This window comes from Streptococcus parasalivarius, from assembly GCF_054785155.1.
Genome location: NZ_BAABOB010000002.1, coordinates 27,925 through 53,840, shown reverse-complemented (window position 1 = coordinate 53,840; position 25,916 = coordinate 27,925). Strand labels below are relative to the sequence as shown.

Below are 25,916 nucleotides of genomic sequence, written 5' to 3'. Positions count from 1 at the left end.
TACCTCAATTATAGCATAAAAACCCATCATATTGATGGGTTAACCGTATAACTTAAACTTTAGCTTCTTTTTCGTAGTAAGACTTAATCCCTGCCACAATTGCGTTAGCTAAAGTCTCTTGATAAGCAGAGGTATTCAAGCGAGCGGCTTCTTGAGGATTTGACAAGAAGCCAAGTTCAAGGAGAACTGCTGGCGCTGTCGTTTCACGCAAGACTGCAAAGGTTTGACGTTTCACACCTTGGTTCTTAGCGCCAGTCGCATTAATCAGGCTAGACTGGATGACATTGGCCAAGGTATCACTCATGCTCAAACGAGTTGGATTAGCATGGTAGGTCGCATTAATGCGTGATGGGTATTCTGCATAAGGTTGATAATAATAAGTTTCGATTCCCTGTGCTGCTGAACTGCCTGAAGCATTGATGTGGATACTTACGAAGATATCCGATTCAGAGGCATTAGCTGCACGAGAGCGATCCGTCAAATCAACATAGGTATCGCTGGTACGTGTAGTCACAACTTGATAACCTTCTGATTCTAGTTTAGCTTTCACACGGCTTTTGATAGCCAAGGTCAAGCTCTTTTCAGAAATACCAAAGTACGAAGCTCCTGGATCATAGCCACCATGGCCAGCATCTAGATAGACAACCTTATTTAAAACATCGTAGTTTCCTCTTGATGCCGAACCGATTTTCTTAGGTGCTACCACATCAGCAGACGTAGCGCCAAAGCCGATATTCTTACCAGAAGCATCAACAATATAGCCATGAACGATATACTTGCCTGAATTCCACTTGTGCTGACTGGCTGAAATAGTCACCTTGTAGGAACCATCCTCCTGTTTTGTAGCATTATGCCAAACAAGATCATCCTGACCATTTTGCTCAGACCAAACAGGTATTACCACACCTGAAATACCGCTTGGATTCGTCAGATTGGTGATAAGAACATCAAAAGTTCCACGATTTTTATCATTATTAGTAATAGTCAATGTTCCTTGAGTCTTAGTGATATCAAGTGTCACTTGTTTGCCACCTAGGCCAATGAATTTACCATCATTGTCAATCAAATAGACATGAGAATTATAAAGGCCGCTATCACCTTTATGGTTGCTTGAACGAACAGTTACCTTATAGTCTCCATTAGCTTGCTTGGATGCCTTGTACCAAATGATATCATCTTGACCGTTCTTTTCTGACCAGGTTGGAACTAGGACTTCTTTGAAACCTCGTGGCGCAATCAATTTTGAGATAACAAGATCATAGCTACCAATAGCATTGTTGAGACCAGTGATAGCAAGGTCAGCTTTGGGATATTGACTCTCTACTCCTTCATTTTCTACGGTAGAAATGGAATTATTACACATTGCATCCCATTCATAAAGTTTATAGGCTTCGATCAAACGGATAAGTTTTCCGGGATAACTTGGATCTGTCGCATATCCTGCATTCTTCAGTTCTTGAGCCGCAATGCGATAATCTGTTTCATTCACAACTTTTCGGTAATTGTCTTTTCGCCACTCGGTACTCGTGAAAAATTTTGCATGGTCTACTACGCTATCATTCCATGAGGCATATTTTCGAAAAGCAGCATTGACTGTGATATAGTCACCATTAAGATATTCCTGTGTAGGTACAGTTACTATTTCTCCATGCCAGTCCTCTGAACCTTTAATACCAAAAAGATTATTGTTGGGAGCCTTAGCAAGTTCAGAGCTTCCCCAACCACTTTCTAGAATAGCTTGCGCTGCCGTGATAGATGGAAGGATTCCTTCCTTGGCTCCATCCATGGCTCCTTGCTTAATGGCACTAAGAAAATGACTTTGATTCTGATCAATTTCGCTAGTATCATCTGCCTCTTGATAAGAGCTTGTGGTCACAGAACTATTGGTTATGACAGCTATTTTTGAAGAATCTTCTAGACTTGTTTGCTTCTCCTCTAATACCTCTTCACTTTGTAGATTCATTTGACTCGTTGAATCATCGGGTACTCCTACTTCAGAGTAGCTTGCCGCATGATTATCAGTACTTTCTTTCAAAGATGAAGATGTATCAGTTGGCGACAACATTTCATCGGCTTTCGCCGAATGACCAGACATTCCTAAAAATAAGATTGTCAGCATGACACCGCACAATCCATAAGCTTTACTTTTCTTAAATCCAAAATGAAATCCTAATTGCATCTTAATTTCCTTCTCTACTTACAATTTCTGCTAATTCATTTTAAAACGATGAAACTATCAGTATCATAACGTCATAATATGAACCATCACCAATTTATTCGCAAAAAAAGCTAGAAACTTATCAAAAGTTCCTAGCTTTTTTAGTAGTATTGAAATATTAATCGACATCAACGAAACCAAAACGTGATAGAGGATACAATCTGAAAGAGATAACACCTTTAATTTGATCTTTGTCAATGAGACCAAACTTACGACTATCATCTGTATTGCGACGATTATCGTTCAGTACAAGGTACTGCCCCTTTTCAATCTTAGTTTGTTTATTATCTGTCAATGTTGCAATGGAAAAATCATCAGTGAAGAAATTCCCTGGTGAAACTGTCGCCAAATAAGCTGATTTACCCTTACTAATATAGGCTTCGTCAACTGACTTATCATTAACATAAAGGAAATCATCCATAGCTGTCACGCTCTTACCCTCATCAGCAATAACACGCCCAATGTATTCTTTACCATTAACTGTATAAAGAATAAAATCTTTTTTCTGAGGCTCAACATTTTTATTGAAAGTAACATAGTCACCAGCATGAATATAGTCATTAGCCTGACCTTCAGTCACACGGTGTGTTGAGAAGACAAAAGCTCTCAACAACAAAATCACTACAATGGCAAGAACTGCTATGATAATATTTCGAATTAAATCTCTCTTAACCATACTCACTCCTTATGGGTTCTAATAAAATCATAACATAAATAGAGAAATAAAAAAAGAGGGAGTGAGCAAGCTCGATGTATCTCTCCCTCTCTTAAAACCAATGATTAAAACGTTTCACAGCTTAATAGTCCTCAAGAAATGTTTGCATATTGACATCATCTGGAACTAAGGCAAGGTATTTTTCAGCCGTTGTACGCGCCTGATCCCTGTAACCAAATTCACGCAAAATATATGCATAATCATGGAGGAATTCAGGATTTTCAGATAAATCTTTAGCCAAATCTTGATAGATTTGATAAGCTTCTTCTTCATCATCAAGTGCTTGGTAGGCCTTGGCAATGTTCCAACGAGCCAAAACAGAATCAACTTCATAATCGGCTAAAGCCACTAGATCCTCGTAACGTTCTTCTTCCAAATAGAGCGTACTTAATCGTAAGATAATCTCGTCTTGGTCCTCAGCCAATGGCAAGGCTTGCTTCAAATAAGATTCAGCAGATTGAGTGTCATGCAACTCGTAGGATAACTGTGACGCTAGCAAAAGTAATTGAACATCAAAGGCATTTTTTGAAATCCCTTGTTGTGCCATTCGTAAAGCTTCTTCGGTTTTATGTTCTGCATGTAACGACAAGGCGTAAATATACTCATAACCTTCAAAGTCAGCAGACATGGTTTCTATCTGCTTAAAGTAAAAATTAGCTTTTTGATACTCTTCTTGATCATAGAGCAAAGTGGCTAACTCAAAAGCAACGGTATCATCGTACTCAATTTCAATAGCTTTTTCCAAAAATTCACGAGCAGCTTCAAACTTTCCAAGACTGGCATAAGACTTACCAATACGTTCATAAGTAGAAACGCCAGTCATCGCAAGAAGGTCACGATTATCTAATTTAGCATAGTAATGAATTGCTTGTTCAAAATTTCCAAGTTCAAACTCCATCTCAGCCAAACCAAAAATAATCAATGAGTCATCTGATAATTGACTTGCCTCCAACAACTTATCACGTGCCACATCAGTTAAGCCCTCCATTTGGTAGAGGTCAGCCTTTACAATTAAAGCAGACAAATAGTCGTCAGAGTCTTCAGGTATGGCATCCAAATAGAGAAAAGCCTCTTCAATATCACCATCTTCGGCAGCAATTTGTGCAAGATTGACATTAACCTCTGGAAAATCAAAGCGAACTTTTTCATAAATTTCCTGTGCCTGTGGTAAGAAACCAATAGATTCTAAGTATTGGCCCAACTCAACAAGAACCTCTGCAGGATCCTCTCGTAAAGCTTTTTTAAAATATTTGTCTGCGTGGTCTAAATCTTGGTTTCCAATAGAGGCAACCATTTTTTCACTATTTAACATCGTCTTTTTGTCCTTCATTTTCTAAATCATCTTGATAAAGATTACTTACAGAACGGTACCAATCAAAAATCTCTCTAACAACAACCTTGACAGAGGCATAAATTGGAATCCCCAATAAGACGCCCCAAACACCGTAAAGAGAACCTGCTGTCAAGAGAATGAACATAATGGTAATCGGGTGAATACTTAGTTTATTCCCCAAAACGAGTGGAGAAACAAAACGTCCCTCAATAGTTTGCTCAATGAAGAAAATGATGAGGACCTTGATCAACATAGCGGGTCCTTGCACCAGTCCCATGATTATAACTGGTACCATAGCAAGAAAGCTTCCCAGATAAGGAACCATGTTTAGAAAACCTGCCATAATACCGAAAGTCATACCATATCGAAGACCTACAATCTTAAACATAATACAGAACATGATGGCAACAACAATAGCGACTGTAACCTGGCCTTGAACATACCCTTCGAGCTGACTATTAATATCTGAAAGCATACGAACAGTTGTTTCACGAAAGCGAGTTGGTAAGGCTGAGACAAAGCTATGTTTCATCTTTTGGCTATCTCTTAAAAGGTAGAAGAGAATGAAAGGTGCCAAAATGATAGCTACTGTCACCCTTGCTACTGTGCTCGCAAAAGTTCCAACCCATGTCAAAGCCGATGAAGAAAAGTTCTCAGCATAATTGACCATTCGAGCTGAGAAATCACTAAGCATGGACTCTAAATCACCATGGAAGTTAGAAAGAATAGGGAGATTAATCCAACGTTCCGTTTCACTATTGGCACGTGCAATATATGATGGTGCATTTCGTATCAAGATCAAAATTTGATTTTGTAAGCTTGGAATAGCTGTTGAAATCCCCCAAACCAAGAGCAAGCCAAGGATAGCATATATGACCAAGATAGACATGGTTCGACTCAATCCCGTTCTTTCTACAAGTAGTACCAAAGGTTTTATTAAATAATAAAGGAGCATGGAAATAACCAATGGCAACATAATAATGGTCATAAACTGGATGACGGGTGAAAAAATGGGACTAATCTTGGTAAAAATCAAAACCGTCAAACCAATCAAAAGTAAGATGAAAAAGGCTACGACAGCCTGATTATTCAATATCCACTTAAAAAACCATGTTTCTGAAAAATCTTCTGTTTTTTTACGCTTCATAGTTCCTCCCTATTTATCATAAAATGTTACAGTTTTATCTACCAAGTTCTGGTTACGATCGTAGCTAAATTTTGCAGAGAAGAATGGTCTATCTTCAAGGATCCACTTAAAAATCTCATAGTCACCTTCCCAAGTTGGTTTAGATAAGACCTCATCATATGGTACCCATTCAAGCGTTCCTTCACGAGACTCCTCATCTGAGATGAGTTCTCCTTCAAAACCAGTTACCTTAAAGACATAGGTGTACCAATCATGACCAGGGGTAAATTCTGGGAAGGTAATCATACCTTTAAAATCCATCTCAGTCACTGTAAAATGTGTTTCCTCGAGAATTTCACGACGAGCACATTCATCTGGTGTCTCTCCAGCTTCTAGTTTTCCCCCGACAGAAATCCACTTTCCTTCATGAACATCATTAGGCTTTTTATTACGATGTAGGAGCAAAAGCTCCTTTCCATTGTCAATATAACAAATGGTAGCTAACTTTGTCATAATGCATCTCTTTTCCAATGTTTTTTAAATATTATACCAAATATGGGATTGGATTTGGGCTTTGAGCAGACGATTTTGAGATATAGTTGAAAATCTGCTTTTATGAATCTCCGGACAAACAAAAAGAGAACCAAAATAGTTCTCCTTTAATCTCTTAGTATTTCAAATAACGGCGCATTGCCATACGTGACCCAATCGAACCGATAATAATACCGACTGCGAAGAGGGTTCCGATAACCGCATAGACAAACCACTCTGGATCATACATCGAAATACCACCTTTGACAAAATCTGGATTCAAAGATGAGTAAACCATGTGATACAAAAGATAAATGAGCCCAGAAGGAATGATGGCACCAAGTGCTCCAATCCAAGCACCTTCCATCAAGTAGGGACGACGAATATATGAATTCTTAGCACCTACCAAACGCATGATTTGAATTTCAGTCGCACGTGACATAATGGTAATACGGATGGTATTTGAAATCAATAGGACAGCCACAATAGTTAAGAGTGCTGTGGCAATGATTCCCCAAAATTGAACACGTTTCATAGTGGACATCAGAATTTCAGTATCTGAGCCACCAAAGTTAGCATTATCAACACCCTGAATGGCTTTTGCTTCCTTGGCAACTCGACTCACATCATCTGGTGATTTCGTTTGGACGATGTAAACATCTGAAAGAGGGTTGGCATCTCCAGTAGCTGTCTCGAAACTTGAACCCATTGTTTCAATCAGTTGTTTCTTTTGTTCTTCTTTACTAGAGAAAGTAACCTTATCTACACCTTTGATTTTGGTCAAAGCATCATAAATCTTATGGTAGTCTTTATTAGCAACAATCTGTCCAGAAAGTTCCTTGACTGTTTTCGAGGCATCTGATGAATCTGGATCCAAGTAGACATTGACCTGAATATTCTTTTCAATATCTGAAGCCAATTTCTGTGTATTTAAGATAACAGATCCAAAGACACCTAAAAGTGAAAGAACAATCATTACCGAAAATACTGCCGTAAGTGTCGACAATAGATTACGTTTGAGATTTTTAATCGATTCTCCTAAATGGCGGAAAAAGCGTCTAATCATGGTAACCGTACTCTCCTTCCTCTTCATCACGAACAATACGTCCTTCTTCAATCGCTACGACACGATGACGAAGGTTATTAACGATAGTTGAGTTATGGGTTGCCATTATAATGGTAGTCCCTTGCAAGTTAATACGTTCAAGGACTTGCATAATTTCCCATGAAATCTCTGGGTCCAAGTTCCCTGTTGGTTCATCCGCAATCAACACTTTTGGATTATTGACGATAGCACGCGCAATAGCGACACGTTGTTGCTCACCACCAGACAATTGATTTGGGAATGAACGCATCTTGTGTTTAAGACCAACCAACTCGAGAACCTCTGTCACCCGTTTCTTGATATGACGAGGTTTCTCACCAATAACTTCCATGGCATATGCAACGTTTTCAAAAGCCGTTTTCTTTGGAAGGAGTTTATAATCCTGGAAAACAACTCCAATAGAACGTCTCAAGAGTGGAACATCTTTCTTACGAAGTCGAGTTAAATCAAACTCTCCAACCTTCATAGAACCACTCGTTAATTTTTCTTCTTGGTAGAACAAGCGAATTAAACTTGATTTACCAGCACCAGAAGGGCCGACTAAGTAAACAAACTCCCCAGAGTTAACAGACAAATCAATGTGTCTAAGGGCTGTTGTTGACTTATCATACTTCTTAGTAACATCTTTTAATTCAATAAGAGCCATAATGTCAGTATTCAACTACTAAAATAGCTGAAGCCTTCCTTTCATTGAGATAGAGTATCTAAATACTTAAAAATAGTATATTTTTACTATTCTTCCATACGCCACTTGAGGTAGGCATCGATGAAGCCTTCAATATCCCCATCCATTACCTTATCAACCTGGGCAACTTCATAGCCTGTACGGTGATCTTTAACCATGGTATATGGCGTGAAAACGTATGAGCGAATTTGGCTTCCCCAAGTGATTTCTTTCTTATCACCTTTCAAAGCATTCACTTCTTCTGCTTTCTTTTCTTGCTCCATTTGATAGAGCTTAGCTTGAAGCATCTTCATCGCACGGTCGCGGTTTCCGTATTGTGTACGGTCGACCGTTGAAGCTACAACAATACCTGTTGGAATGTGGGTCAAACGCACACCTGTAGAAACCTTGTTGACGTTCTGACCACCAGCACCACCTGAACGAAATGTATCCATCTTGATATCATCATCACGAATTTCAACCTCAATGGTATCATCCAATTCAGGCATGACTTCCACTGATGTAAATGAGGTATGACGACGTTTGGCAGAGTCAAATGGTGAAATACGAACTAAACGGTGGACACCCATTTCTGACTTGAGGAAACCATAAGCATTAGGTCCTTCAAAAGCAAGGGTTACAGATTTGATTCCAGCCTCATCACCAGCCTGATAATCCAAAGTCTCAACCTTGAAACCTTTGGCATTCCCATAACGTTGGTACATACGGAGTAACATATCAGCCCAGTCTTGAGCTTCTGTACCACCAGAGCCTGGGTGAATTTCCAGAATGGCATTGTTATGGTCATATGGTTCAGACAAGAGCAGTGTCATCTCGTAACTTGTCATAATCTTATCAAGCTTTTCGAGTGTTTCTTCAAGCTCTTCTTGAACACTATCATCTTCTTCCAACATTTCTAAATAAAGCTCTGTCTCGTCAGAGAGTTCTTGCATATTGTTGAAAGTTTCGTATTTCATTTTGAGCTCATTTAACTCTTGTGAGGTCTTTTGAGCTGCAATATTATCATTCCAAAAGTCTGGCTCAGTCATTCGGTTTTCGAGGAGCGCAATGTCCTCTTCCAAACGATCTAAGTCAAAGAGACCTCCCGAAGCTCACGAGCTTCTCTTGATTTTCAGAGATTTTTTGGCGAATTTCTGCCACTTCCATGGATAGGTTTCCTCCATTTTATAGTATTATGCTTAATTCTAGCATAAATCACTTAAATTTGCCATTTTGCACACACAAGCTCCCACTCCGCTTGGGATTCTTCATCCTTAGGTGACAGTTCCCTCATGTAATCTAACATAGCCTCATCGGGTTTCTTAACAATCTCACCGAGAGCCCAAATGGCAGTTGCTGTATGGATGGGATTATTATTCTTATCAATTATCTCCATCAGTTTGACAATAGCATTGCGATCATGTAGGTTAGCCAAGGCAATAATAGCATTACGTTGAAGAATATTCTTCCCGCGCCATGAACCGGCAATCATCCCAAATTTCTCCTTGAAGGATTTGTTGGTCAGCTCAAGAAAAGGAAGTAATTCGGGCATGGCAAGCTCAGGATCAATGTCCGAAGCCAGTGGATTATCGATACCTCTGTTATATGGACAGGAAATCTGACAAATGTCACAACCATAGATAACAGTCTTTATCTTCTTTCGAAACTCCATATCCATCATCCCCTTATCTTGGGTTTGGAAGGATAGGCAACGACGGGCATTCATGGTCCCATCGCCAATGAGACAAGATGTCGGGCAGGCATCCAAACAACGACGGCAATCCCCACAACCATAGTCAACTTCTTGGTCTGGTTCAATCTCTAGATTAGTGATAAGCTCACCGAGATACATGTAGGACCCATATTCTTTCGAAATCACTAGTCCATTCTTTCCGATAAAGCCAATACCAGCTCGCTTGGCCACTGCTGTATCGACCAGAGCTCCAGTGTCCACCATACCTTTATATTCGAAGTTTTCCGTCAGTTTTTCAATGCCTTCTGCCAAGCGTTTTAGTTTGTCCTGCAAAACATAGTGATAATCTAGACCCCATGAATTTGGAGTGATTTTGCCACGCTTATATTCTGTTTTTTGGGGTTGTTGTGGCAGCTTATGCGGATAGGCAACTGCAATGGAAATGATGGTTTTAGCTGATTCCAAGGTCAACTTAGGATAAATACGCTCTTCAATATTTTTATGTTCAAAACCTGTTGTTCGCCCTTCTTCGACACCAAGTCGAAGGGATTTTTCCAGATAGGCGAAATCATCGGCGGTAGTAAAACCAATTTTTGAAATGCCAATCTCCTTGGCCATCTTTTGTATTTCTAATTTGATATCCATATTCTTATCATAATGAAATTGTAGTCTAAGGGCAAGTATTTTCCACCATCTTCGTTTAAAGACAAGGCACGACCTTTTTGTTACAATGTTCCTATGACGAGACTTGCAGTAATGAGTGATTTACATATTGATATAAATCACTTTGAAACATATGAAATTGATACTCTTATAAAGTGCCTAAAAAATCAAGAGGTTAGCCATCTCCATATCGCTGGTGATATTTCTAACCATTATTTTATCGACACAAAACCCTTTCTACGAAAACTGTCTAAGGAGGTCAAGGTCACCTATAATTTAGGCAATCATGATATGCTTGATTTAGAAGATGACCTTATTGATAATCTTGATTTTCAGGTGATAAATTTAGGTAGTAAGACATTATTGGCTTTTCATGGTTGGTATGACTATTCCTATTCAGATGAAACGTTAGATAAGATACTTAAACGTAAGAAACAACTTTGGTTCGACCGACGACTTAAACGATTGGGGACTGATCCGGATATCTGTCAAACTAGTCTTAAAAGGCTAGATAATGTCTTAAGTGAGTTAGACACTAGTAACCTTATAGTTGCCATGCATTTTGTTCCTCACAGCCGCTTTACCATGACGCATCAACGTTTTGCACCTTTTAATGCCTACTTAGGCTCAGAAAAATTCCACCAGATTTTCGCCAAGCATGGCGTTAAAGATGTTGTTTTTGGTCATGCCCACCGCAGTTATGGGACGGTAACTATTGATGGCGTAACCTATCACTCGCGTCCTCTTGGATACCGACGAGAATGGGATTTAACCATCGACTTTGTTTCCAATCACCCTGAACTCAATCCTACTGGAACATGGAACCTCTCCAAACGTTACAACCTAGTCAAGAAACGGTCGGAGTTTTTAGAATATGAAAAAAAGGAACTGGCAAATGAGTTCCTTTCATCCATGACACTATTTGATTTGTAGAACGACTCTTTAGGAGTCGTTTTTTAGTCGGTGAAAAATCCCTGCTTTTGAAGGTCCTTCAAGGTATTCGCACGATTGGCAACGGATTGATCCATTGTCTTTGCAATCTGTGTTGTAAATTCATCAACTCTGTTATTGAGATCACGAAGGTCATAATACTCATGAACTTCAGCGTCGTAATCTTTTAGCTCCTCTAAGGGATGTTCTAAGTCTCGATAATAATTTTCCATATGAATGACGTGACGGGGTAAACGAGGTTTAAGCTGCGGTTCTTGATCTGGCCAACCAACTGCTAATCCTACTGCTGGATAGACATACTTTGGCAGTTTGAGAAGCTCTGAAAGTTTAGCGTTATCATTCAAGATACTGCCAAGGTAAACTGTTCCCATACCTAAACTCTCAGCAGCTACTACCACATTTTGAGCAGCAATCATTGCATCTGAAAAGGCCGAGATAAAGCGTTCGGGACTACCTTGCACTAAGGCTTCAGCACCCTTTGCCTCTGCAATCAGAGTGTTACGTCTTTGGTCTACAACAAATACAAAAAGATGACCAGCATTTGGAATATAAGGCTGATTCGCAATTTCAGCAATTTCTTCCTTCAATTTTTGATCAGTAATACTGATAATCGAATAGGATTGTCTAAAATTACTAGTTGCCGTATGTCTGGCAACATCAACCAGAAGGTCAACTTCTTCCTGTGTCAAAGCTAGAGGTTTAAATTGACGGATGCTGCGGTGATTGAGTTGTGTCTTAATGGTCTCGTTCATGGCCTTCTCCTTAACTTGTGATCATTTCTCTTTAATTATAAACAAGACTCCTCCTGAATTCAAGATGTGATAAGAAAAAGCCAGAGACCATTATCTCTGACTTTATGTTTTAAATAGCGTCTTTATCCTTACCAAGGGCACGTTGAATAGCTTTGACTAATTCAACCAATACCACAATCAAGAAGGAACCTACAATAACCGCAAGCCATTGTGTCAGACTAAGGTGTGACACATGGAAAAGGTTATTAAATCCAGGAACTACGATAGTTGCCATCAAAAGAACGAAGGCTACTGGAATTGCCCAGTTGAAAGTCTTGTTTCTAAAGAGACCAACTTTAAAGACTGATTGATAAACTGATTTAACGTTAAAGGCATGGAGCAACTGGATTAATCCAAGTGTGGCAAAGGCCATTGTAAGGGCATCCGCATGAATTTCTGCTTGCGTATGGTGCTCTGGGAAGGCAAGGCCCCAACCATATACTGCAAGAACAAGGATAGTTTGGAAGACACCTTGATACATAATCGCTCCGAAGACACCACCATCAAAGAAGTTTGATTGGCGACCACGAGGTTTGTGAGTCATAATACCTGGTTCAGCTGGCTCAACCCCAAGTGCGATAGCTGGAAGTGTATCAGTGACTAGGTTAATCCATAGAAGGTGTACTGGTTGAAGCACATCCCAACCAAACAGTGTGGCAAAGAAGATAATGAAAACTTCGGCCATGTTGGCTGACAAGAGGTACTGGATTGATTTTTGAATATTTGAGAAGACCTTACGCCCTTCTTCTACGGCAACAATAATTGTCGCAAAGTTATCATCGGCAAGAACCATATCTGAAGCCCCCTTAGAAACCTCTGTACCTGTGATTCCCATACCGATACCAATATCAGCAGTCTTAAGTGAAGGCGCATCATTAACTCCGTCACCTGTCATGGCAACAACCTTGCCATCATTTTGCCAAGCCTTAACGATACGAACCTTGTGTTCAGGAGACACACGCGCATAGACAGAGTACTGTTTGAAGACTTTTTGGAATTCTTCATCAGAAAGCTCATTAAGCTCAGCTCCAGTAAAGACATGATCTTCCGTATCATTTGGGTCGATGATACCAAGACGCTTAGCGATTGCTTCTGCTGTATCTTGGTGGTCACCTGTAATCATGATTGGACGGATCCCTGCTTCTTTAGCGACACGGACAGCTTCTGCTGCTTCTGGACGTTCTGGGTCAATCATACCTACCAAACCTGAGAAAATCAAATCAGACTCAACAACTGCAGATTCCAAGGTAGGAATGTCATTCGTTGTCTTATAAGCCATCATCAAGACACGAAGGGCTTGTTTTGCCAAGTCCTTATTAGTCGCAAGGATAGCTTGTTTGTCTTCATCCGTGATAGGACGAACCTCTCCATTGATTTCAATTTGAGTTACACGTTTGAGCAATTGGTCAGGCGCACCCTTGACGGCTACAAAGTATGTGCCATCCGCTTCTTTATGGATAGTAGACATGAGTTTACGGTCGGAGTCAAATGGCAATTCTGCCACACGAGGCTCTGATTTTAAGACGTCACGCACATCAAAATTGTGGTCCAAACCAAATTGAACAAGAGCTGTTTCCGTTGGGTCCCCAATTAGTTTACCATCTGGGTCTACCTTAGTATCATTGGCAAAGTTCATAATACGAAGGGTCGTATTATCAGCACCAAGTTCCGTAGAAGCGTTTTGCAATTGACCGTTTGTATAGATTTTTTCAACAGTCATTTGGTTCATGGTTAAGGTACCAGTCTTATCAGATGCGATAATTTCTGTTGAACCAAGGGTTTCAACGGCTGGCAATTTACGAACAATCGAATTGCGTTTAGCAAGGGTCGTTGTCCCAAGTGACAAAAGAATGGTTACAATGGCAGGCAAACCTTCAGGAATGGCTGCAACGGCTAGAGCAACGGCAACCATCAAGCCTTCAAGAGGCTGTTCGCCACGAATGAAGACACTAACCAAGAATGTCACCAAGGCAATAGCGACAATCAGATAGGTCAAGGTCTTAGACAGTTGCTCCAAGCTTTGTTTCAATGGCGTTTGTGATTCGTCTGCATTAGCCAGCATATCGGCAATCTTACCGACCTCAGTATACATACCAGTATTGGTTACAACCCCTGTACCACGACCGTAAGTAACGTTAGAGTTTTGGTAACCCATATTCACACGATCACCGATACCCGCCTCTGCGTCAACTGTCTCGGTAACGTCCTTTTCAACTGGAACGGATTCACCTGTAAGGGCTGCTTCTTCAATCTTAAGTGAGGCAGCTTCGAGCAAGCGCATATCCGCAGGAACAACATCACCTGCTTCAAGCAAGACGATGTCTCCAGGAACCAATTCGCGTGAATCAATTTCAACGACATGGCCATCACGGCGCACACGAGCCATAGGACTAGACATGTTTTTGAGGGCTTCAATAGCCGCTTCTGCTTGTCCTTCTTGATACACACCGAAGGCGGCATTCAAAACAACAACGGCTAAAATAATGCAGGCATCCGTCAAACCATGCATACCTTCTGTAATAACAGAAAGGGCGGCAGCGACAAGCAAGATGATAATCATCAAATCTTTAAACTGATCGATGAATTTTGACAAGAGGCTGCGTTTTTCACCTTCATCCAACTCGTTATAGCCATAGGCATCTAAACGTTCCTTGGCTTGTGCAGTAGACAAACCATCAACAGAAGTGTCCAAGTTTTTTAGGACTTCTTCCTCTCCTTGTGTGTAAAACAAGGCTTTATTTTGTTCTTTAGACAAAATAATCTCCTCCTTCTATATAGGGAAAAATGGCTAACAAGACTCTTTTCATATAAAAAATCATACAAAAAGAGACTTGTTTAATAAAAAACAAGTCTCGCTGTTTAAGAATATGCCGGAAATGTAAAATTTCGTAATGACGACATAATCGCAACTGTTAATCAAATCTCATGATTACAGTCACCTGCTACTCCCTTATTTGTACTAAACATTTTATCATAAATTATTCTTTATTCAAGCAAAATGATTCTATTTTTTCAAAAATTAAAACCAAGAAACTTCTAATTCATAATCAGCAAAAACGTCTTCTGTTTCTGGATGTTTCAATTGATAATGAATATCAACTGTCTGTCCATTTGGGTCATGGGCAAATAAACTAGTGTCTGTCAGAAAATGCTGGGTACCAAGCGGTGTCGGAATGTGGACCAAGGCAGGTACTTTAGCAGAAAAACGCATAATGGATTTAGGATTAGAAAAGCGTGTCATCACTAGCTCATCCTGATTCAACTTAATAACCACTTTTTCTTTCTCCGAATTATGGTGAACAAGATAGGTATAATCTCCTTTTTCCATAACCTCACAAGTGTGGATTTCTTCGATAATTTCCGTTTGATCGCCTACTTTAATTTTGTTTTTGATTTTAATTTCCATTGATTACTCCTTTCTGTTCTATAACTACTTTTTACTTAAGACGATAGCAACTCTAACCTCAAAGAGAGTTTCAACATTGCGTTTACCCTTTCTGCTTCAAGTAAACCACCTGGGTTTGTTTGACAAAGCCAATCTTTTCATACAAGCGTTTGGCACCTACATTGCTATCTTCCACTGCAATTTGAAAGGACTTGTCATTTTGCGCAATAAGTTGGTTGACGACTGATTTTGCTAAATAGCTTCCATAGCCTTGGCCACGATAGGCTTCTGCTACGGCAAGTCCATAAAGGTAGTTGCTATTCCCAGATAAATCAACCGTACAAACTCCAATCACTTGACCTTCTTTGAGTAGGATGTAAAGCAGGCTATCGGAATCCTCCAAGGCCTCTGTAATGTATCTGCGACTTACTTCAAGTGTTTCCTCTGCATCAGAAAAGGCTTGGTGGTGGAGTTGGGCAATTTCATCTAGGTAAGAAGGTTCAGCTAAGAGCACCTTGACATCTGAACGGGAATCCAGAGCATATGATGTTCTATCTCGCCCTAGCCAGGTTTCCGTCTCTTCATCCTCAACCAAACCCCAATAACTTGCCAAATCAGGATGATGATCGAGAAAAACACGCTCCGTCTGAAAGGTCACTGAGCGAATAGGGTAAGATACCAATTCTTTTTCAAAGCTTCTATACATAGCACGAGCAACCCCCTGACGACGATGACTAGGTTCCACTAGGATACTCACTTCAACGTTCTCATCATCCGCATAAACCGTTAATAAGCCAAGCAACTCTCCCTCTTGATAATAAAGGAAAAAGGCCGGCATATTGGGATTAAAATTAAGCATATTGGAGAGATAGGGTTCTCGAAAGGTCTGATCATGGGCTTGGCAGCTAGCAATCATTGCTTTTGCTGACTTCCGTTCTTGCTCCGTCAATTGGTTGGTTGCTCGAATCACTTTATCTCTCCTTTATTTGTCTGACCTTATTTTACCAATTAAAAAGCATTTGGGCAATTCTTACCTAATCTACTTCTTTAAAGAGACAATAATACTTTTCTCAGGAAGAACTATGACAAAGCGCCTAAATTTTAGTAAAATAGAAGGGAAACTAACTAAACGAAACAGGTAATTATTATGTCTATTAAACTTATTGCTGTTGATATTGATGGAACGCTTCTAAATAGCCAACGTCAAGTTACACCGGAAGTCTTTCAAGCGATCCAAGATGCTAAAGCTGCTGGTGTAAAGGTTGTTATTGCGACTGGTCGCCCTATTCCAGGAGTGCTTCCACTTCTTGAAGAGCTTAACCTCAACCAAGACGGAGATTATGTTATCACATTCAATGGTGGGCTTGTCCAAGAAACTTCTACTGGTAATGAATTAATTCGTGAGACACTCTCATACGAAGACTACCTTGATATTGAGGTTTTGGCTAACAAGCTTGGTGTTCATTCTCACGCCATTACTAAAGATGGTATCTACACAAGTAATCGCAATATTGGCCGCTACACGGTTCATGAGTCTACACTTGTTCATATGCCGATTTACTATCGTACACCTGAAGAGGTAGCTGACAAGGAATTTGTTAAGGCCATGTATATCGACGAACCTGAAATTCTTGATGCAGCTATTGCTAAACTTCCACAGGAATTTTATGACCGCTTTACTATTGTAAAATCAACACCATTTTACCTAGAAATTCTCAAGAAAACAGCCAACAAAGGTATCGCTGTAACCCATCTTGCTGAGAAACTCGGTCTTTCTAAAGAAGAAACGATGGCTATCGGTGATGAAGAAAATGACCGTGCTATGCTTGAAGTCGTTGGCTCTCCTGTTGTTATGGAAAATGGTAATCCAGAAATGAAGAAAATTGCGAAACACATCACAAAATCAAACGATGAATCTGGTGTCGCTTACGCTATTAGAAAGTGGGTTCTAGACTAATATGTATACCTATAAAACTGGACTCAGTACTTCTGAGCACGACCGCTTTGTTATAGATAGTCCTCAAACGAACTTATTGCAAAGTAGTTCATGGGCAAAAATCAAAGATAGTTGGGGAAATGATCGCCTTGGTTTCTACCAGGACGGTAATCTCGTTGCTGTCGCTAGTGTCCTTATTCAGCCACTTCCTCTAGGTTTTTCTATGATTTATATTCCTCGAGGCCCTATCATGGATTACAAGGATAAAGAACTACTTGCCTTTGTCATGGCTTCACTTAAGAAATATGCTAAAACAAAGCGTGCCCTCTTTGTTAAATTTGATCCAAGCCTCTTTGTGACTAAAAACTTGATTTCACAAGAAGCTGAAATTCGTGAAGAAACACTAGCTATTGCTAAAAATATCCAGTCCCTTGGCGTTGAATGGACTGGCCTCACTGAAGATATGGCTGAAAATATTCAACCACGCTTCCAGGCTAATATCCATAAGGAAGATTTCACTGAGGAACAACTCTCTAAGAGTACCAAGCAGGCTGTTCGTACTGCTCGAAACAAGGGGATTTCAGTCCAATTTGGTGGTACTGAACTTCTTGAACAATTCGCATCTTTGATGAAGAAGACTGAGGCCCGTAAGAACATCCACCTTCGTGGCATTGATTATTATGAAAAGTTGTTGACTACCTACCCAGAATCTTCTTACATTACACTCTCAACTCTTGATTTACCAGCTCGTCTCAAAGACCTCAATAAGCAACTCGAAAAGAACATTGCTGATGCAGCTAAGTTCACTGAAAAAACTAAACCAGGAAAAATCGAGAACAATAAACAAGAGCACAAGAGACTTAAAGAGGAAATTGACTTTCTTCAAGAAAAAGTTGATGCTGGAAATAAGACGGTCCCACTCTCTGGTACACTCGTTCTCGAATTTGGCAAGACGTCTGAGAATATCTATGCAGGAATGGATGAAGACTACCGTCGTTATCAACCAGCTATCCTGACATGGTATGAAACAGCTAATCATGCTTTTGAGCGTGGTGCCGAATGGCAAAACATGGGAGGAATAGAAAATTCACTAGATGGTGGCTTGTATAATTTCAAGTCCAAATTTAACCCACGTATTGAACAATTCATTGGAGAATTCAACCTTCCAGTTAGCCCTCTTTACGGACCAGCCAATTTTGCCTATAAACTCCGTAAGAAATTACGTAGCAAACATTAATAAAATATAAAATGAGACTCCATCTTGGAAGTCTCATTTTTTGATGATATCTTAGTCTTTATCAGGAATAACCTTAAATAAATAATAGGTGATGAAGACTGTCAAGCAAAAAAGTCCGATTTTCACCCAAAGTATAGGTGCAAAAAAGATTGAAATTCCCATCAAAACATAGATTTGGATGATAATCTTTTTCTTTCGTTCTTTGGCAATGGATTTGGTTTCTCTAAAATCGGCTACATAACTTTGATATAGCTTCGTATGATATAACCATTTCTCAAAACGTTTAGAACTTCTAGCAAAGCAAGCAATGGCTAAAAGTAGAAAAGGTGTTGTGGGTAAGATTGGAAGCGGAATTCCAAGAATTCCCAAACCTAACGACAACATTCCTAGAGAGAGATAAATTACTTTCATAAATACATTCCTTTTAAAAAGCTGCACTAAACGCATTAGTGTAGCTCTTCTGCTATGTTTTAAATATCTGTCAGTGGTGTCGCTGTGTCTGGTGAGGTATCATAAACCTTGAAGTCAGTTCCAACACCAAAGTCAGCACGTGCCAGCTGATTTTCCATCGTCATGTGGGCCAACTCCTTGATATTATTTTCTTTAGAAAGGTGACCCAAGTAGATCTTTTTAGTTTTGTTACCTATGGTGCGAATCATAGCATCCGCTCCATCTTCATTACACAAGTGACCTTGATCAGAGAGGATACGTTGCTTAGTTGACCAAGGATATGAACCTGCTCTGAGGATTTCAATATCATGATTGGACTCAATCAGATAGCCATCAGCATTCTCAATAATACCTGCCATGCGATCAGAAACATAACCCGTATCCGTCAGCATGACAAAACTTTTTCCATCTTTCATAAAGCGATAGAACTGTGGATCAATAGCATCGTGACTAACTCCAAAAGACTCAATATCAATGTCTCCAAAGGTCAGGAGCTTGTCACGAGAAAAAACATGTTTCTGGCTATTATCAATCTTGCCAAGCATATTTTTACTATCCATAATTTGCCAGGTTTTCTCATTGGCGTAGATATCCATGCCATATTTACGAGCTAAAACACCTACACCATGGATGTGATCCTTGTGTTCATGAGTAACTAAGATAGCATCCAGATCACTCGGATCACGATCAACTTCAGCTAGCAAACTTGTGATTTTCTTACCAGACAAACCAGCGTCCACAAGAATCTTCTTTTCTGGAGTCTCCAAATAAAAGGAATTACCAGTTGACCCTGAAGCCAAAATACTATATTTAAACCCTAAATCTGAGGCCATTTCTACTACATCTCCCATTCATCAACCATCATGGCATCCTTGTCATATGGAAGCACAATTGTAAAAGTTGAACCCTTACCATACTCACTCTTAGCCCAAATAAAGCCCTTATGTTGTTTAATAATTTCTTTTGCAATGGACAAGCCAAGACCAGTTCCACCCTGAGCACGACTTCTAGCCTTATCAACACGATAAAAACGGTCAAAAATTAACGGCAAATCTTTCTTAGGAATACCCAAACCTTGGTCAGAAATAGAAACAATCAACTGTGAATCAGTTGTCTTCATAGACACTGTAATCTTACCACCATCAGGCGAATACTTGATAGCATTATTAAGAATATTATCCACTACTTGGGTCATCTTATCTGTATCAATCTCCACCCAAATCGAGTTTACCGGATAATCTCTAATAATTTCGTAAGTTTTACCTGTATTGGTTTCTTGACTCTTAATCTGATCGAAACGATTCAATATATAGGTCATGAAGGCCGTGAAATTAGTCATTTCAACGTCAAGGTTGGTACTCTTATTGTCAATACGAGACAGTGCCAAGAGGTCAGAAATCATTCGCATCATACGATTGGTCTCATCCAAAGAAACTTTGATAAAGTTAGGGGCAATCTCTTCGTCAAGTGCACCATCATCAAGTGCCTCCAGATAAGATTTTACAGAAGTCAAAGGTGTACGCAACTCATGACTAACGTTTGATACAAAGAGTCGGCGTTCCCGCTCTTCTTTTTCCTGCTCAGTGGCATCGTGAAGGACGGCAACTAGACCTGAGATAAAACCAGATTCTTTACGAATAAGAGCAAAGTTAACGCGTAGGGTCACAAACTCATCGTTGGCATCTCGACGAGACAAATGAATCTCAGGAGTCTTAGATAACAATTCATTATAAGTATAGGGATTTTCGCCATCTAATAAATCTAAAATGGACATCTGTGTCGCTGTTTCAAAATCTAGATTCAACAAACGCTGAGCTGTGCTATTAATCATGGTAATTTGACCACGTCGATTAGTCGCAATGACTCCATCACTCATATAAGAGAGGACTGATGATAAGCGGTTTTTTTCCTGGGCTAGATTTTCATGCGTCAAACGAAAAACGTCCGATAAATCATTCAAGCTGTCAGCTAGCTCTAAAAGCTCTGAATCACCCTTTAAGCGTAACTCCTCATTATAGTTACCTGCCATTAGGGACTTGACTCTCTTGGTCAACTTTCGAATATTTTTGACTCGTCGATAATCACGATAAGCAAGAAAAATAAAGTAGAAAGCCACAAAAAGGAGCGTAAAGAGTAAGGCTAGTTCAAAGCTTGTGATGTTTAAGCCAATACTAGTCATAATTCTTCATATAATAACCAACACCACGACGCGTCAAAATATATTCAGGACGACTAGGTGTGTCTTCAATTTTTTCACGGAGACGACGAATGGTTACGTCAACCGTACGAACATCACCAAAATAGTCATAACCCCAAACAGTTTCAAGCAAATGTTCACGCGTCATTACTTGTCCCATATGAGTTGCCAAATGGAAAAGCAACTCAAATTCACGGTGTGTGAGTTCGACTTCATTTCCACGTTTTTTAGCAACAAATGCATCTGGAACAATAATCAACTCACCAATTGAAATCTCCTGCTTGCCTGAGTTAGAGCTTTCTTCTGCTGCTGTTTCAATAGTCTCTGTACGACGCAAGTGAGCTTTGATACGTGCCAACAATTCACGATTAGAAAATGGTTTCGTCACATAGTCATCTGCCCCAATTTCTAGCCCGATAACCTTATCAAACTCGCTATCCTTAGCTGAAAGCATGATAATTGGTGTATGACTTGTCTTTCGAATTTCCTTAGCGACTTCTAAACCATCTAGTTCAGGCAGCATCAAGTCCAGGATGACCAAGTCTGGTTTTTCAGCTTCAAACTGCTCCAATGCTTCACGACCATCAAAGGCCGTAACCACTTCATAACCCTCTTTAGTCAGATTAAACTTGATGATATCCGAAATTGGTCTTTCATCATCAACAACAAGAATTTTTTTCATATAAACACCTCATCGGTTTTCTTAAGTCATTCAATTTTGTAAAGTAGAAAACTTTACGTATCAAACATATTATACCAAAAAATAGGTTAAGGACCAAGTTTCTACTATAGATATTGAGCTAATATACAAGCTTTACTTGTTTTTTGAGATACCTTTGCTATATGTAATCGGTTAAAAGACGAACCTTATGATTGAATTTTCAAACATTTTTGACATTTTCCTACATATATAGTAAAATACACTCTTGTTATTACATATATTAATGTAAAATTTTAGGAGGCTCTTATGGCACTTATCGAATTTAAAAATGTTAATAAATACTACGGAGATTATCATGCACTTCGTGACATCAATCTAGAAATTGAAAAAGGACAAGTTGTGGTTCTCCTGGGACCTTCTGGGTCTGGGAAATCTACCCTTATCCGTACAATCAACGCCTTGGAATCAATTGATAACGGTACGCTTATCGTTAACGGACATAATGTTACGGAAGCTTCTGCCAAAGACTTGGTTGAGCTTCGTAAGGAAGCAGGGATGGTATTCCAGCACTTTAACCTCTACCCTCACAAAACCGTTCTTGAAAATGTAACCTTGGCCCCTATCAAGGTTCTTGGAATCAGTAAGGCAGAGGCTGAAAAGACTGCTGAAAAATTCCTTCGCTACGTTAACATGTGGGACAAGAAAGATTCATACCCTGGTATGCTTTCTGGTGGACAAAAACAACGTATCGCTATTGCCCGTGGTCTTGCCATGAATCCTGAGCTCTTGCTCTTTGATGAGCCAACGTCAGCCCTTGACCCAGAGACTATCGGTGACGTGTTGGCGGTTATGCAAAACCTTGCCAAAGGTGGCATGAACATGGTAGTTGTTACCCACGAAATGGGCTTTGCCCGCAGTGTGGCAGACCGTATCATTTTCATGGCTGAAGGTCAGGTTCTTGTGGATACTACGGATGTGGATGGTTTCTTTGACAATCCAACTGAACCTCGTGCTGTTCAATTCCTTTCTAAGATTATCGACCACAACTCTGATCGTGTCCAAGTGGATGCCTAAGGAGGGCTTATGTTAATCAAAAAACTTAGTCGCATTTTAGCTATCTCTGCTTTAGCATTTGTAGCAGTTCTCCTCTGGAACACTAAAAGTAGTCAAGCTGATGAAAGCAGTAAACTACTCAATAATGCTACAATTCAAAAAATTGTCAAAAAAGGGACTCTAAATGTTGGTGTCAAACAGGATGTCCCAAACTTCGGTTACTACTCAGCCAAAACCAATACCTATCAAGGTATGGAAATTGACCTCGCTAAGAGAATTGCCAAAGAACTTAAGGTTAAGGTGAATTTTACAGCGGTTACCCCTCAAACACGTGAGGCCCTTATGGATAATGGGACTATTGACATGCTTATCGCTACTTATACTATTACAGATGAGCGTAAAGCTTCATATGCCATGTCAAATCCTTACTACTATGACCAAATCGGTTTCCTCGTTCAAACCAAATCTGGCTATAAGAAACTTTCTGACCTTAACGGTAAAACTATTGGAGTGTCTCAAGGATCATCTGCCAAAGCCGCTGTTGAAGAGTACGCTTCAGCTAATAACCTTAAGTTCAATTATGTCCAACTCGGATCCTATCCTGAGTTAGCCGTATCACTCTATGCATACCGTATTGACGCCTTTGCTGGTGATAAATCAATCCTATCAGGTTACGAAAGTGATAAAACCAAAATTCTTGATGAAGGTTTCAAAACACAAGAATACGGTATTGCTTCAAGCAAGTCTAACCAAGAGTTGATTGATTATACCAACGATTTGTTGGCTAAATGGCAAAAAGATGGTAGCCTTCAAAAGCTCTACGATAAGTATCACTTGAAACCGGCTAAGGCTGAAGATAAATAGAAAGGAGTCCTGAATTTATGTATCTTTTAACTGAAACGGCTAGTCCTTTCGCTCTTGAACGTTGGGCTGCTTTCTTCGCTAACTTTGGACAATTTGCCAAAGGTTTCTTCTATACCCTTGGCATTTCGATTGGTGCCTTGATTGTTGCCCTTCTTCTTGGGCTCATCTTTGGTGCTATGAGTTCGACTCACAACAAGGTACTTCGTGGTTTCTCACGTGTTTATGTCGAAATTTTCCAAAATACCCCTTTGCTCGTGCAATTTGTGGTCGTCTTCTATGGGATTTCAATCTTGACTGATGGCCATGTCATGATTCCAATTTCATTGACAGCCATCCTTTGTGTGGGGGTCTACACAGGAGCCTATATCTCTGAAATTATTCGTACAGGTATTGAGGCGGTTCCTAAAGGTCAAACTGAAGCGGCTTTGTCTCAAGGATTCACCTACGCTGATACCATGCGTATCATCATCTTGCCTCAAGCAGTCCGTACTATCTTGCCGCCATTGACCAACCAAGTGGTTAACTTGATTAAGAATACTTCTACAATTGCCATTATTTCTGGGGCTGATATCATGTTCACTGCTAAGGCTTGGGCTTATGATACCACTAACTATGTGCCGGCCTTTGCCGGAGCTGCCTTCCTCTACTTTATCATGTGTTTCCCTCTAGCTACTTGGGCACGTCGTAAAGAAGAAGAGAATAAGAAAGCTTACTAAGGAGGTCCACTATGTCAGAAGTTTTATCAGCTACTAACCTTAAATTCTTGGCACAAGGGATGTGGACGACCCTTTACTTGTCTTTCTTCATCATTGTGCTGTCTACCTTGTTCGGAACTATTCTGGCGGTTATGCGTAACGGAAAGAATCCTATTCTTCGTTGGATGGCTTCTATCTACGTTGAGTTCGTTCGTAACGTTCCTAACTTGCTTTGGATTTTCATTATCTTCTTGGTCTTCCAGCTTAAGTCTACGGCGGCAGGGATTACCTCTTTCACGGTCTTCACTTCAGCGGCCTTGGCGGAAATCATTCGTGGGGGACTGAACTCTATCGACCATGGCCAAACGGAAGCCGGCTTGTCTCAAGGGTTTAACAACAGACAAATCTTTATTTACATCATCTTCCCACAAGCTATTCGTAAGATGTTACCATCTATCATTTCTCAATTCGTAACAGTTATCAAGGATACTTCTTTCCTTTACTCTGTTATCGCCTTACAAGAATTGTTTGGTAAGAGTCAAATTTTGATGGGTGGTTACTACGAGCCTAGTCAAATCTTTACCTTATACGGTATTGTGGCTTTAGCTTATTTCGTGGTTAACTTTGCTATTTCTAGCTACTCTCGCTACCTCTCTAAACAATGGGAGCAAGCTAGTGAATAAAACAAAAAACTCACCTACGGGTGGGTTTTTGTTTTTCTCATATTTATATCAAAAAATGATTAATTATTTAGTAAAAACCGAACGTTTTGAAAGAATATTCGGAATTTTTTGACTTTCGACTTTACTTATGCTAAAATTCAATATATGTTAGAAAAGCTAACAAGTAAATCCATTATAGGAGGCTCTTATGGCACTTATTGAATTTAAAAATGTTAATAAATATTACGGAGATTATCATGCACTTCGTGATATCAATCTAGAAATTGAAAAAGGACAAGTTGTGGTTCTCTTGGGACCTTCTGGGTCTGGGAAATCCACCCTCATCCGTACAATCAACGCCTTGGAATCCATTGATAACGGTACGCTTATCGTTAACGGACATAATGTGACGGAAGCTTCTGCCAAAGAGTTGGTAGAATTGCGTAAGGAAGCAGGGATGGTATTCCAACACTTTAACCTCTACCCGCACAAAACCGTTCTTGAAAATGTTACCTTGGCACCTATCAAGGTTCTTGGAATCAGTAAGGCAGACGCTGAAAAGACTGCTGAAAAATTCCTTCGCTACGTTAACATGTGGGACAAGAAAGATTCATACCCTGGCATGCTTTCTGGTGGACAAAAACAACGTATCGCTATCGCCCGTGGTCTTGCCATGAATCCTGAGCTCTTGCTCTTTGACGAACCAACTTCAGCTCTTGACCCAGAGACTATCGGTGACGTGCTTGCAGTTATGCAAAAGCTTGCCAAAGGTGGCATGAACATGGTTGTCGTAACCCACGAAATGGGCTTCGCCCGCAGTGTGGCTGACCGTATCATTTTCATGGCTGAAGGTCAAGTTCTTGTAGACACTACGGATGTGGATGGTTTCTTTGACAATCCAACTGAACCTCGTGCGGTTCAATTCCTTTCTAAGATTATCGATCACAACTCTGATAATGTCCAAGTGGATGCCTAAGGAGGTTGCC

General features: G+C 40.0%; 25 protein-coding genes. 8 read left to right on the top strand and 17 right to left on the bottom strand.

Annotated elements, in window-relative coordinates; all coding sequences use genetic code 11:
* Window positions 1–52: 52 nt before the first annotated feature.
* The 9 genes from ACYVQ1_RS02485 to queG form a co-directional block, all read right to left on the bottom strand.
* Window positions 53–2,179, bottom strand: coding sequence for an N-acetylmuramoyl-L-alanine amidase (locus tag ACYVQ1_RS02485; RefSeq protein ID WP_461249705.1), 2,127 nt, complete (start codon window positions 2,177–2,179; stop codon window positions 53–55).
* Between the two features lie 157 nt (window positions 2,180–2,336).
* Window positions 2,337–2,894, bottom strand: a complete 558-nt coding sequence (lepB, locus tag ACYVQ1_RS02480; RefSeq protein WP_037597744.1) for a signal peptidase I — start codon at window positions 2,892–2,894, stop codon at window positions 2,337–2,339.
* A gap of 121 nt (window positions 2,895–3,015) precedes the next feature.
* The gene (locus ACYVQ1_RS02475) at window positions 3,016–4,245 is read right to left on the bottom strand and encodes a tetratricopeptide repeat protein (RefSeq protein WP_461249704.1); all 1,230 of its coding nucleotides are present in this window, start codon (window positions 4,243–4,245) and stop codon (window positions 3,016–3,018) included.
* Entirely contained in the window at window positions 4,235–5,413 is a 1,179-nt protein-coding gene (locus tag ACYVQ1_RS02470) for an AI-2E family transporter (RefSeq protein WP_156246682.1), read from the bottom strand. Before ACYVQ1_RS02470 ends, ACYVQ1_RS02475 begins: the two co-directional genes overlap by 11 nt.
* Window positions 5,414–5,422: 9 nt before the next feature.
* On the bottom strand, window positions 5,423–5,905 hold the full coding sequence (locus tag ACYVQ1_RS02465; protein ID WP_037597740.1) for an NUDIX hydrolase: 483 nt from the start codon (window positions 5,903–5,905) through the stop codon (window positions 5,423–5,425).
* A 154-nt stretch (window positions 5,906–6,059) separates the two neighbouring features.
* The gene (ftsX, locus tag ACYVQ1_RS02460; RefSeq protein ID WP_003092823.1) at window positions 6,060–6,989 is read right to left on the bottom strand and encodes a permease-like cell division protein FtsX; all 930 of its coding nucleotides are present in this window, start codon (window positions 6,987–6,989) and stop codon (window positions 6,060–6,062) included.
* A complete protein-coding gene (gene ftsE / locus ACYVQ1_RS02455) occupies window positions 6,982–7,674 on the bottom strand; it encodes a cell division ATP-binding protein FtsE (RefSeq protein WP_013990672.1) in 693 nt (230 codons plus the stop codon). The genes ftsX and ftsE overlap by 8 nt, the downstream gene beginning before the upstream one ends.
* Window positions 7,675–7,760: 86 nt before the next feature.
* Window positions 7,761–8,859, bottom strand: a protein-coding gene (gene prfB, locus ACYVQ1_RS02450; RefSeq protein ID WP_096833329.1) for a peptide chain release factor 2 whose coding sequence is annotated in 2 segments (ribosomal slippage) — window positions 7,761–8,786 and window positions 8,788–8,859 — 1,098 coding nt in all. Because the reading frame shifts where the segments join, the coding sequence is not laid out codon by codon here.
* Between the two features lie 52 nt (window positions 8,860–8,911).
* Complete coding sequence (gene queG / locus ACYVQ1_RS02445; protein WP_049554308.1) at window positions 8,912–10,030, bottom strand: tRNA epoxyqueuosine(34) reductase QueG; 1,119 nt, start codon at window positions 10,028–10,030, stop codon at window positions 8,912–8,914.
* A gap of 93 nt (window positions 10,031–10,123) precedes the next feature.
* On the opposite strand from queG, the gene ACYVQ1_RS02440 reads away from it, so the two are divergent.
* Window positions 10,124–10,981: a metallophosphoesterase gene (locus ACYVQ1_RS02440; RefSeq protein WP_461249703.1), complete on the top strand. Its 858-nt coding sequence runs from the start codon at window positions 10,124–10,126 to the stop codon at window positions 10,979–10,981.
* Window positions 10,982–11,004: 23 nt separating this feature from the next.
* Here the strand turns inward: ACYVQ1_RS02440 and ACYVQ1_RS02435 are convergent, their stop codons facing one another.
* From ACYVQ1_RS02435 to ACYVQ1_RS02420, 4 genes are all read right to left on the bottom strand, one after another.
* Window positions 11,005–11,751 carry an NADPH-dependent oxidoreductase gene (locus ACYVQ1_RS02435; protein WP_461249702.1) on the bottom strand — a complete coding sequence of 249 codons (747 nt, stop codon included), beginning with the start codon at window positions 11,749–11,751 and terminating at the stop codon, window positions 11,005–11,007.
* Window positions 11,752–11,860: 109 nt separating this feature from the next.
* Window positions 11,861–14,545, bottom strand: coding sequence for a cation-translocating P-type ATPase (locus tag ACYVQ1_RS02430; RefSeq protein ID WP_461249701.1), 2,685 nt, complete (start codon window positions 14,543–14,545; stop codon window positions 11,861–11,863).
* Window positions 14,546–14,809: 264 nt separating this feature from the next.
* A complete protein-coding gene (locus ACYVQ1_RS02425) occupies window positions 14,810–15,196 on the bottom strand; it encodes a YwiB family protein (protein WP_002884910.1) in 387 nt (128 codons plus the stop codon).
* 82 nt (window positions 15,197–15,278) lie between these two features.
* Entirely contained in the window at window positions 15,279–16,145 is an 867-nt protein-coding gene (locus ACYVQ1_RS02420) for a GNAT family N-acetyltransferase (protein ID WP_461249700.1), read from the bottom strand.
* Window positions 16,146–16,322: 177 nt separating this feature from the next.
* Between ACYVQ1_RS02420 and yidA the strand changes: the two genes are divergently transcribed.
* Window positions 16,323–17,132 (top strand): sugar-phosphatase, encoded by an 810-nt coding sequence (gene yidA / locus ACYVQ1_RS02415; protein WP_461249699.1) that lies wholly within the window; start codon window positions 16,323–16,325, stop codon window positions 17,130–17,132.
* 1 nt (window position 17,133) lies between these two features.
* A complete protein-coding gene (locus ACYVQ1_RS02410) occupies window positions 17,134–18,348 on the top strand; it encodes an aminoacyltransferase (RefSeq protein WP_461249698.1) in 1,215 nt (404 codons plus the stop codon).
* A gap of 51 nt (window positions 18,349–18,399) precedes the next feature.
* Here the strand turns inward: ACYVQ1_RS02410 and ACYVQ1_RS02405 are convergent, their stop codons facing one another.
* Genes ACYVQ1_RS02405 through yycF form a run of 4 tightly spaced genes read right to left on the bottom strand, consistent with a single transcriptional unit; the run spans window position 18,400 to window position 21,677 of the window.
* Window positions 18,400–18,759: a YbaN family protein gene (locus ACYVQ1_RS02405; protein WP_037597735.1), complete on the bottom strand. Its 360-nt coding sequence runs from the start codon at window positions 18,757–18,759 to the stop codon at window positions 18,400–18,402.
* A 59-nt stretch (window positions 18,760–18,818) separates the two neighbouring features.
* Entirely contained in the window at window positions 18,819–19,631 is an 813-nt protein-coding gene (locus tag ACYVQ1_RS02400) for an MBL fold metallo-hydrolase (protein ID WP_461249855.1), read from the bottom strand.
* 5 nt (window positions 19,632–19,636) lie between these two features.
* The gene (vicK, locus tag ACYVQ1_RS02395) at window positions 19,637–20,977 is read right to left on the bottom strand and encodes a cell wall metabolism sensor histidine kinase VicK (RefSeq protein WP_201061617.1); all 1,341 of its coding nucleotides are present in this window, start codon (window positions 20,975–20,977) and stop codon (window positions 19,637–19,639) included.
* On the bottom strand, window positions 20,970–21,677 hold the full coding sequence (gene yycF / locus ACYVQ1_RS02390) for a response regulator YycF (protein ID WP_002884978.1): 708 nt from the start codon (window positions 21,675–21,677) through the stop codon (window positions 20,970–20,972). The genes vicK and yycF overlap by 8 nt, the downstream gene beginning before the upstream one ends.
* Window positions 21,678–21,962: 285 nt before the next feature.
* On the opposite strand from yycF, the gene ACYVQ1_RS02385 reads away from it, so the two are divergent.
* From ACYVQ1_RS02385 to ACYVQ1_RS02365, 5 genes are all read left to right on the top strand, one after another.
* On the top strand, window positions 21,963–22,730 hold the full coding sequence (locus ACYVQ1_RS02385) for an amino acid ABC transporter ATP-binding protein (protein WP_002885036.1): 768 nt from the start codon (window positions 21,963–21,965) through the stop codon (window positions 22,728–22,730).
* 9 nt (window positions 22,731–22,739) lie between these two features.
* Complete coding sequence (locus ACYVQ1_RS02380; RefSeq protein ID WP_461249697.1) at window positions 22,740–23,573, top strand: transporter substrate-binding domain-containing protein; 834 nt, start codon at window positions 22,740–22,742, stop codon at window positions 23,571–23,573.
* A 17-nt stretch (window positions 23,574–23,590) separates the two neighbouring features.
* On the top strand, window positions 23,591–24,289 hold the full coding sequence (locus ACYVQ1_RS02375; RefSeq protein WP_461249695.1) for an amino acid ABC transporter permease: 699 nt from the start codon (window positions 23,591–23,593) through the stop codon (window positions 24,287–24,289).
* Window positions 24,290–24,300: 11 nt separating this feature from the next.
* Window positions 24,301–24,951: an amino acid ABC transporter permease gene (locus ACYVQ1_RS02370; RefSeq protein ID WP_037601175.1), complete on the top strand. Its 651-nt coding sequence runs from the start codon at window positions 24,301–24,303 to the stop codon at window positions 24,949–24,951.
* Between the two features lie 187 nt (window positions 24,952–25,138).
* The gene (locus ACYVQ1_RS02365) at window positions 25,139–25,906 is read left to right on the top strand and encodes an amino acid ABC transporter ATP-binding protein (protein ID WP_060775856.1); all 768 of its coding nucleotides are present in this window, start codon (window positions 25,139–25,141) and stop codon (window positions 25,904–25,906) included.
* The last annotated feature ends 10 nt before the right edge of the window (window positions 25,907–25,916 follow it).

Bases quoted from the DNA above. Each gene is read 5' to 3' on its own strand.
- ACYVQ1_RS02485 (WP_461249705.1), bottom strand. From the start codon at position 2,179: ATGCAATTAGGATTTCATTTTGGATTTAAGAAAAGTAAAGCTTATGGA.
- lepB (WP_037597744.1), bottom strand. From the start codon at position 2,894: ATGGTTAAGAGAGATTTAATTCGAAATATTATCATAGCAGTTCTTGCC.
- ACYVQ1_RS02475 (WP_461249704.1), bottom strand. From the start codon at position 4,245: ATGTTAAATAGTGAAAAAATGGTTGCCTCTATTGGAAACCAAGATTTA.
- ACYVQ1_RS02470 (WP_156246682.1), bottom strand. From the start codon at position 5,413: ATGAAGCGTAAAAAAACAGAAGATTTTTCAGAAACATGGTTTTTTAAG.
- ACYVQ1_RS02465 (WP_037597740.1), bottom strand. From the start codon at position 5,905: ATGACAAAGTTAGCTACCATTTGTTATATTGACAATGGAAAGGAGCTT.
- ftsX (WP_003092823.1), bottom strand. From the start codon at position 6,989: ATGATTAGACGCTTTTTCCGCCATTTAGGAGAATCGATTAAAAATCTC.
- ftsE (WP_013990672.1), bottom strand. From the start codon at position 7,674: ATGGCTCTTATTGAATTAAAAGATGTTACTAAGAAGTATGATAAGTCA.
- queG (WP_049554308.1), bottom strand. From the start codon at position 10,030: ATGGATATCAAATTAGAAATACAAAAGATGGCCAAGGAGATTGGCATT.
- ACYVQ1_RS02440 (WP_461249703.1), top strand. From the start codon at position 10,124: ATGACGAGACTTGCAGTAATGAGTGATTTACATATTGATATAAATCAC.
- ACYVQ1_RS02435 (WP_461249702.1), bottom strand. From the start codon at position 11,751: ATGAACGAGACCATTAAGACACAACTCAATCACCGCAGCATCCGTCAA.
- ACYVQ1_RS02425 (WP_002884910.1), bottom strand. From the start codon at position 15,196: ATGGAAATTAAAATCAAAAACAAAATTAAAGTAGGCGATCAAACGGAA.
- yidA (WP_461249699.1), top strand. From the start codon at position 16,323: ATGTCTATTAAACTTATTGCTGTTGATATTGATGGAACGCTTCTAAAT.
- ACYVQ1_RS02410 (WP_461249698.1), top strand. From the start codon at position 17,134: ATGTATACCTATAAAACTGGACTCAGTACTTCTGAGCACGACCGCTTT.
- ACYVQ1_RS02405 (WP_037597735.1), bottom strand. From the start codon at position 18,759: ATGAAAGTAATTTATCTCTCTCTAGGAATGTTGTCGTTAGGTTTGGGA.
- ACYVQ1_RS02400 (WP_461249855.1), bottom strand. From the start codon at position 19,631: ATGGCCTCAGATTTAGGGTTTAAATATAGTATTTTGGCTTCAGGGTCA.
- vicK (WP_201061617.1), bottom strand. From the start codon at position 20,977: ATGACTAGTATTGGCTTAAACATCACAAGCTTTGAACTAGCCTTACTC.
- yycF (WP_002884978.1), bottom strand. From the start codon at position 21,677: ATGAAAAAAATTCTTGTTGTTGATGATGAAAGACCAATTTCGGATATC.
- ACYVQ1_RS02385 (WP_002885036.1), top strand. From the start codon at position 21,963: ATGGCACTTATCGAATTTAAAAATGTTAATAAATACTACGGAGATTAT.
- ACYVQ1_RS02380 (WP_461249697.1), top strand. From the start codon at position 22,740: ATGTTAATCAAAAAACTTAGTCGCATTTTAGCTATCTCTGCTTTAGCA.
- ACYVQ1_RS02375 (WP_461249695.1), top strand. From the start codon at position 23,591: ATGTATCTTTTAACTGAAACGGCTAGTCCTTTCGCTCTTGAACGTTGG.
- ACYVQ1_RS02370 (WP_037601175.1), top strand. From the start codon at position 24,301: ATGTCAGAAGTTTTATCAGCTACTAACCTTAAATTCTTGGCACAAGGG.
- ACYVQ1_RS02365 (WP_060775856.1), top strand. From the start codon at position 25,139: ATGGCACTTATTGAATTTAAAAATGTTAATAAATATTACGGAGATTAT.